This is a genomic window from Rhodospirillaceae bacterium (assembly GCA_018662005.1).
Classification (GTDB): Bacteria; Pseudomonadota; Alphaproteobacteria; order Rhodospirillales; family JABHCV01; genus JACNJU01.
Genome location: JABJHA010000022.1, coordinates 114,749 through 121,446, shown reverse-complemented (window position 1 = coordinate 121,446; position 6,698 = coordinate 114,749). Strand labels below are relative to the sequence as shown.

The 6,698-nt window shown below is 53.6% G+C and carries 7 protein-coding genes; 1 reads left to right on the top strand and 6 read right to left on the bottom strand.

All coding sequences use genetic code 11. From position 1 onward, the window contains the following. Positions 1 to 134: 134 nt before the first annotated feature. From HOL66_11065 to HOL66_11045, 5 genes are all read right to left on the bottom strand, one after another. Complete coding sequence (locus HOL66_11065; protein ID MBT5244777.1) at positions 135 to 1,244, bottom strand: alanine dehydrogenase; 1,110 nt, start codon at positions 1,242 to 1,244, stop codon at positions 135 to 137. 5 nt (positions 1,245 to 1,249) lie between these two features. Next, positions 1,250 to 2,224, bottom strand: coding sequence for a GNAT family acetyltransferase (locus HOL66_11060; GenBank protein MBT5244776.1), 975 nt, complete (start codon positions 2,222 to 2,224; stop codon positions 1,250 to 1,252). A 7-nt stretch (positions 2,225 to 2,231) separates the two neighbouring features. Then, a complete protein-coding gene (sseA, locus tag HOL66_11055; GenBank protein ID MBT5244775.1) occupies positions 2,232 to 3,089 on the bottom strand; it encodes a 3-mercaptopyruvate sulfurtransferase in 858 nt (285 codons plus the stop codon). A gap of 18 nt (positions 3,090 to 3,107) precedes the next feature. Further along, complete coding sequence (locus tag HOL66_11050; GenBank protein MBT5244774.1) at positions 3,108 to 4,109, bottom strand: cysteine synthase A; 1,002 nt, start codon at positions 4,107 to 4,109, stop codon at positions 3,108 to 3,110. A 71-nt stretch (positions 4,110 to 4,180) separates the two neighbouring features. Then, positions 4,181 to 4,804, bottom strand: a complete 624-nt coding sequence (locus HOL66_11045) for an NUDIX domain-containing protein (protein ID MBT5244773.1) — start codon at positions 4,802 to 4,804, stop codon at positions 4,181 to 4,183. Between the two features lie 237 nt (positions 4,805 to 5,041). On the opposite strand from HOL66_11045, the gene HOL66_11040 reads away from it, so the two are divergent. Continuing rightward, positions 5,042 to 5,356, top strand: coding sequence for a transporter (locus HOL66_11040; protein ID MBT5244772.1), 315 nt, complete (start codon positions 5,042 to 5,044; stop codon positions 5,354 to 5,356). Between the two features lie 55 nt (positions 5,357 to 5,411). Here HOL66_11040 and HOL66_11035 read toward each other — a convergent pair whose 3' ends face one another. Next, positions 5,412 to 6,674, bottom strand: coding sequence for a D-amino acid dehydrogenase (locus HOL66_11035; protein ID MBT5244771.1), 1,263 nt, complete (start codon positions 6,672 to 6,674; stop codon positions 5,412 to 5,414). Positions 6,675 to 6,698: the final 24 nt, after the last annotated feature.

Below are 6,698 nucleotides of genomic sequence, written 5' to 3'. Positions count from 1 at the left end.
GAGCTGATTGGGGGAGCAACGACTGCGCATGGTGCAAGCTTTTCATCTGGTTAATGGCGAATAACGTGCATTATACCAGACCAAAATATTGATTCATCTCTTATATTCAATGGATTAGAGTTTCTGAGGAGGCTCTAATTACTGGGGCAGGACACTAGGAAATCCGCCAGTGGTGTGAAGGAGCGTTTCTGCACACGCCCGGTTTCCTCAAGGATCAATTCACCGTTAACACAGGTCAATCCCTTGGCCAGCCAGCTTTCGCGTCGACATGCCTCGATCGCGCCAACCTCTCCAATCAATTTGACGAACGGCAGCAGGGCTTCGCCGTAACCGGCAGACGCTGTAACGGCGACGGCACCGGGAATGTTATCAACGCAGAAGTGCCGAATGCCGTCCTCCACATAAACCGGGTCGTCCCAGCTTGTCGCACGGGTGGTCTCGACAGCGCCGCCCGCATCGCAGGAAATATCGACGATCACCGCCGTTGATTTCATTTGGGCAAGCATGGCGCGGTCAATCAAATGATCGTCACGGTGTTTGGGCCACAGCACGCAATTGATAAACAGGTCGGTGTCGGCAAGCAAGCCCGGCAGGGCGTCGGTGCCGGCTGTGGTGAAGTCAGTACCGGCCCAATTCACTTCGGCGCTCATCCTTGAGGCCTGGCTGATATCGAGTCCGGTGACCGAGCAACCCAGTCGCAACAAGGTTCTAAGTGCGCCACTGCCGACAGCCCCCAAACCCAAGACCACGGCTTTCAATGCGGGTGCGCCAAAATGCGGCATGAAATGACGGCCGGTGCCGCCATGCGGGTTGAGACATAGGCGGACACCCTCAAAGGCGCCAACCTCGCCAGCCAGCGGGCAATTGGGAGAACCATGCTGGTGGGTGTCTTCGGCGGCGATGGCGGTCAGGCCGACTTTCAACATATGGTCAGTCAGCGGCCTGTCGGCGGCGGAATGGACGTTAGTGAACAGAATGTGGTTGGCCTTATAGAGGTCATATTCAGGTTCCAGCGGCTCCTTGACCTTGACGATCAGCTCTGAGCTTTCAAAGACCTGGGCCGGACTATCGTAAATGGTGGCGCCGGCTTCGGCGTAGTCCTTATCCATTGCGTCTGACTTGAGCCCTGCATCTTTTTCGACGCAAATTTGATGGCCAGCCTGAACCAATTCCTTAACATGGACAGGCAACAGGGCGACCCGGCCTTCCTGCGGTTTGATTTCTTTGGGAATTCCAATTTTCATAAGTTTCAAGTCCAATCCAGATCGGGGCGAAGAATGCGGGGATCGTCAACGTAGGTTGTTTGCTGATCGTAAGGTTCAAAGCCGCAGCGCTGATAGACAGCCAATGCATCGGGATGATCAAAGTTGCAGGTATGGACCCACAGGCGATCAGGATTGTGGCTCCAGGCCTGGTCAATGGCCTGACGCAATAAAAATGACCCCAGCCCCTGACCAATGAAATCGCCCATCAGGCCGAAATAAGCCAGTTCAATTTCCGGCATTTCGCGCAAGCCCAGTTCAAAATAACCCGCGGGGGTTCCGTCAACATATAGGACAAATATTTCCACCAGTGGATCGATAACCAGGGCAGCCAGGGTTGCGTCATCGATAACCCGGCGTTCGTACCAAAGCCAGCCCGCGCCAACGCTTTCATACAGGTAGCGATAAAAGCCGACGCTTGGGCTTTCACATCTAAGCAGGGCGATATTTTTGGCCGGTGTTGGTGGGGCAGGGCGGGTTGGCGCTTCATCCATCTGCAGGTAGGTGACAATACATTCAAGTTGTTGGTCTTTGCTTGCGCTTTCAAGGCGTCGCGACATGTTTATGCGCGCTTCTTCCTCATAGCCGACGGCGTGATAAAAGCCGCGGGCTTTCTCGTTGTCGTCCCGGATCATCAGATTGACTTTCCACACACCACGACCATTCAGCCAGTCTTCGGCGTGACGAACCATCTGTTTGGCGAATCCCTTGCCCTGCTGTTCGGGTGCACTGGCGACGTAATAGACGACGCCCCGGTGGCCATCGTTACCTGCCATGACAGAGGAGACGATCTGATCACCGCTAAGGCCCACGAACAACTCGCTGGTTGGATTGGCCCGGCACGCATCAATATCATGCTTGGGATCATTCCATGACCGGGTCAGCCCGCAGGATTGCCACAAAGCGGCGACAACTTCAAAGTCACCTTCAATGAAGGGGCGAATTGAAAGAATTTCTTTCATGGCTTGCTTATGGGCCGACGGGGGTATCTGGATGATCGCCCCATTCCGCCCATGAACCATCGTAAACCGCGACCTCGTCATGACCGACAAGATAGAGTGCCAAAGCGGTTACGGACGCGGTGACGCCTGATCCGCAACTGGCGGTGAGCGGATTATTTAAATCGATCCCCGCATGATCAAGGGCGTCGAGAATTTCATCGGCAGACTTGAACGTGAAGTTGTCTTTCGGGTTCAACAGGGTGTTGAAGGGCAGGTTAAGGCTACCCGGAATATGACCGCGCTTTTCTGTCGGTCGGGGTTCATGATCGATCCCATCGAAGCGACCGGGACTGCGGGCATCAACGACCTGATATTTGTGTTTTTCAATGTTAGACATCATTTGCGAAAGATTTTTGACCAACGTGTTGTTCATGGAAGCGCTGAAATGGCGTGGTTGGGGGATCACCTCGTCGTCATTGACGGGCCGTTTTTCCGCCATCCACTTAGGTAAACCGCCATCCAGCACGGCGACATCGGCATGACCAAAAATTCTGAACATCCACCAAACCCGACACGCCGCCATGAATCCGCCCGAACTGTCGTAAACGACAATCCTGTTTCCATCGCCTAGTCCCAACTTGCGAACCTTTGATGAAAATTTTTCAGGACTTGGCAGCATGTGCGGCAGGTCCGTATCGCTGTCGCAGATTTCATCGATGTTGAAATAGACGGCACCGGGAATATGGCGAGTGGCATATTCATTGGCGGCAATGCGTTCATCGTGGGGCAGGTAGAACGTGGCGTCGACGATGCGCACGTCGGGAGCCATCAAATGGTGTTCCAGCCAATCGGTGCTGACCAGGGCGTCGGGGTTTTGGTAGTCCATAATGGTTCTCTTTTTTTATTAATTCAGCCAGTCGGGTACCGGTAAATTCTTGCTTTCAAGGAATACCGGGTTGAACATCTTGCTCATGTAGCGGGCGCCACTATCACACAACATGGTAACGATGGTGTGTCCCGGCCCCATTTCTTTGGCCATGCGGATGGCGCCGGCAACGTTGATTCCGCTTGATCCTCCAAGGCACAGACCCTCATTTTTTAGTAAATCGAACGAAGCGAGGAGCAGTTCCTCATCACCAATCTGGTAGGGCATATTTACTTTCAGGTCTTCAATATTTTTGGTTATCCGGCCCTGTCCGATGCCTTCTGTAATTGATGATCCTTCAGCTTTCAATTCACCATTTGCGTAATAATTGAAAAGCGCCGCTCCCATGGGGTCGGCCAATCCAATTTTGATATTGTTGTTAAGGCCGCGCAGGGTAGCGGCTGTTCCTGCCAGTGTGCCGCCCGTACCGACAGCGCAAATAAAACCATCGACCTTGCCCGCTGTTTGCTGCCAGATTTCCGGACCGGTCGTTTCCACATGGGCCTGACGGTTGGCGACGTTGTCAAACTGATTGGCCCAGATCGCCCCATTGATTTCAGATTCATTGAGTTCCTGAGCGAGGCGTTCTGATACATGAACGTAGTTGCCGGGCTCCCGGTAAGGGGCCGCCGGGACTTCCCGCAAATCGGCGCCACACAAACGCAACATGTCCTTCTTTTCCTGACTTTGAGTGTCAGGGATAACGATGACGGTGCGGTAACCCAGTGCATTGGCGACCATGGCCAGGCCAATGCCGGTGTTGCCGGCGGTGCCTTCAACAATAACCCCGCCGGGTTTAAGCAAACCCCGTTGTTCGGCGTCACGGACAATATACAGGGCTGCACGGTCTTTGACCGATCCGCCGGGATTGGCGTATTCGGCCTTGCCCAGAATTTCGCAACCTGTCGCCTCTGACGGACCTTTAAGCCGGATCAGAGGGGTGTTTCCGATAGCGCCGATAAAACCTTCACGAATACTCATAAAATTTACTCTCGTTACGACGTGTAACCAAGACATAGAGACTTTGAGAGTAAGGTCCAATCACCTTTATGTTAAGCCCATAATTGACGAATTTTATCACCATTGAGTTGAAACCACTGGACCGCCAGCATGGTCATTGAATTGGCGATGCGCCCTTGCTCGAGCATGGTGAAGGTTTCATCCGGGCTGGCTGTAAAAACGCGGATGTTTTCGTGCTCATGTTTTAGGCCAAAAACACCACCGGCATTTGACGCATCGACCCTGCCGCAAAACAGAAACACTGATTCAGTCAGGCAGCCCGGTGATGAAAAATAATGGTAGATGGGGTGCAGGGCGGTGATGGGACAATCGGCTTCCTCAACACTTTCGCGCTGGCATACATCTTCAGGTGTTTCACCCGGGTCTATAATGCCGGCAACGCATTCCACCAGCCACGGAGAGTAATCATCATCCCACCAGGGCGATGATTTCGCCGCGTGCACCCCGGGTCGAAATTGCTCGGTCAGGACAAACAGGTCCAGATCCGGATCGTAAAGCAGCACCGCACCAACATGACCTCGTTCGATGACTTCCCGTGACATCACATCGCTCCAGCCGCCTTCAAATAAAGCGTGTTTGAGCAAGTAGTGGTCAACCTGCAGATAGCCTTTGAAGGGAGTGGTTTTTTCTATGATTTCGACGTCGCTGGGGGGCATTTCTTATTCCAGAAATAAATAAAAACAGGACACAGAGAGAAGTTAGCAAATGAATGACCCGACAAGTGAGAAAATCAATAGCCTGAAAAACTGATCGATTTTTTCAACAGCAAGCCGATTCACACACTTAAACGGAATCAAGTAATGATTCCGTTTAAGTGTGATCGGCTCTGATACAATGGTTTGGTGAGCCGAAAACAGCTAGAATGACTGGGCACAATCAAAAGGAGGGTGACAATGTTATACCATCTTGATTTTAACGTGACCTATTCGGCAGATATGAACCAGAACGACCTTTTCACCATCTGGGCGGAAGAAGCCGGGGTGGCGCTCGGAGCCAAGGAGGCCGGTGCGGTCGTCGATCTTTGGAAGTGCGCGGGCGAACGCCGCGTCATCGCCATCGTTGATCTTGATGGCCCCGACACCCTGGACCAAATCCTTATGGATCTGCCGATCATGCAGAAGATGGGCCAGCATGTGGACGTCAAGGTTTCGGCGCTCAGACGTTACGAGGACTTCGCCGCCGACGTCAAAGAAAGACTGGACCGTTAAGAACAAACGTTTCGATCAACGGTTTTGGTTTGAAAGGTTCATGTCGCCGCTATCGTTATTGCCCGAAACGACTTATGGCCAATCCATCAAGGCTGATATCCGGCTCGTTCCCTGAAACGAGATCGGCCAGAATTTTTGCCGAACCACAAGCCATGGTCCAGCCCAGGGTGCCGTGGCCGGTGTTCAAATATAAGTTATCGATCGTTGTTTTTCCGATGATGGGGACACTGTCAGGGGTTTTTGGACGTAGCCCGGCCCAGAATTCACCGCTCTGGCAGCTTGGGCTGTTGGGGAACAGGGTCAGCGCCGCTTTAAGGATTTGCCGCGCTCGCTGATCATCGACCTGGGTATTGTAACCGGCGATCTCCGCCGTGCCGGCAATGCGTAAGCGCTTGCCCAGTCGGGAATAGACGAGTTTCAATTCATCCTGAATCAGGCTGACGAAGGGGGCATCCGGGCTGTCGCCGACATCAAGGGTGACCGAATATCCTTTGGCCGGGTAGACCGGTAGAGTGATCCCCAGTGGTTTCAAAAGCAGCGGAGAATAGCTTCCCAGTGCGACAACACAGGACGTTGCTTCAAATTCCCCCTGCGTGGTTTGAATTGCCTTGATACACCCGTCTTTGACGATCAGGCCAGTGATCCGGGTATTGTATTGGAACTGGACGCCCATTTTTTCGGCCAGGCCCGCCAGCGCCGTCGTGAATGTGTGGGCGTCACCGCTTTCATCACCCGGGGTGAAGATACCGCCACGGATCAAGTCGTTATCTGCTGCCGTTTTCAAGGCCGGTTCCAGGGCCAGACACGCCTCCACATCAAGGAGGGATCGATCAAGTCCCAGATCATTCATCATCCGCACCCGTGCGCTTGCGGCGTCAAATACCTTTTTATCACGGTAGATGTGGAGAATCCCGGTGCTCAGTTGATCATACTCAATACCGGTGTCATGGCGCAGGTCTGCCAGCAAATCGCGGCTGTACAGGGCAAGGCGCAACATTCGTTCGGTGTTGATATCGGCGCGACCCTTCGTGCAATTGACCAGAAACCTCAGGCACCAGGACCAAAGGGCGGGATCAGCTTTCAGGCGGAATTTCAGGGGAGCGTCGTCGCGGCCCAGCCATTTGATGATTTCGGGGAAATTTGACGGGCTTGCCCAGGGTTCTGTGTGGCTGGCGGAGATCTGGCCACCATTGGCGAAACTGGTCTCCAGCGCCGGGCCGGGCTGGCGGTCAATAACGACAACCTCGTGACCGGCCCGGGCCAGATAGTATGCGCTCGTGACGCCGATGACACCGGCACCGAGAACCAACGTGGTCATGCTTTCTATTCCCTTTCGATAAGC

What these genes read in the sequence shown, in the direction of transcription:
- HOL66_11035 (MBT5244771.1), bottom strand. Translation starts at nt 6,674, where the DNA reads ATGACCACGTTGGTTCTCGGTGCCGGTGTCATCGGCGTCACGAGCGCA.
- HOL66_11060 (MBT5244776.1), bottom strand. Translation starts at nt 2,224, where the DNA reads ATGAAAGAAATTCTTTCAATTCGCCCCTTCATTGAAGGTGACTTTGAA.
- sseA (MBT5244775.1), bottom strand. Translation starts at nt 3,089, where the DNA reads ATGGACTACCAAAACCCCGACGCCCTGGTCAGCACCGATTGGCTGGAA.
- HOL66_11050 (MBT5244774.1), bottom strand. Translation starts at nt 4,109, where the DNA reads ATGAGTATTCGTGAAGGTTTTATCGGCGCTATCGGAAACACCCCTCTG.
- HOL66_11040 (MBT5244772.1), top strand. Translation starts at nt 5,042, where the DNA reads ATGTTATACCATCTTGATTTTAACGTGACCTATTCGGCAGATATGAAC.
- HOL66_11045 (MBT5244773.1), bottom strand. Translation starts at nt 4,804, where the DNA reads ATGCCCCCCAGCGACGTCGAAATCATAGAAAAAACCACTCCCTTCAAA.
- HOL66_11065 (MBT5244777.1), bottom strand. Translation starts at nt 1,244, where the DNA reads ATGAAAATTGGAATTCCCAAAGAAATCAAACCGCAGGAAGGCCGGGTC.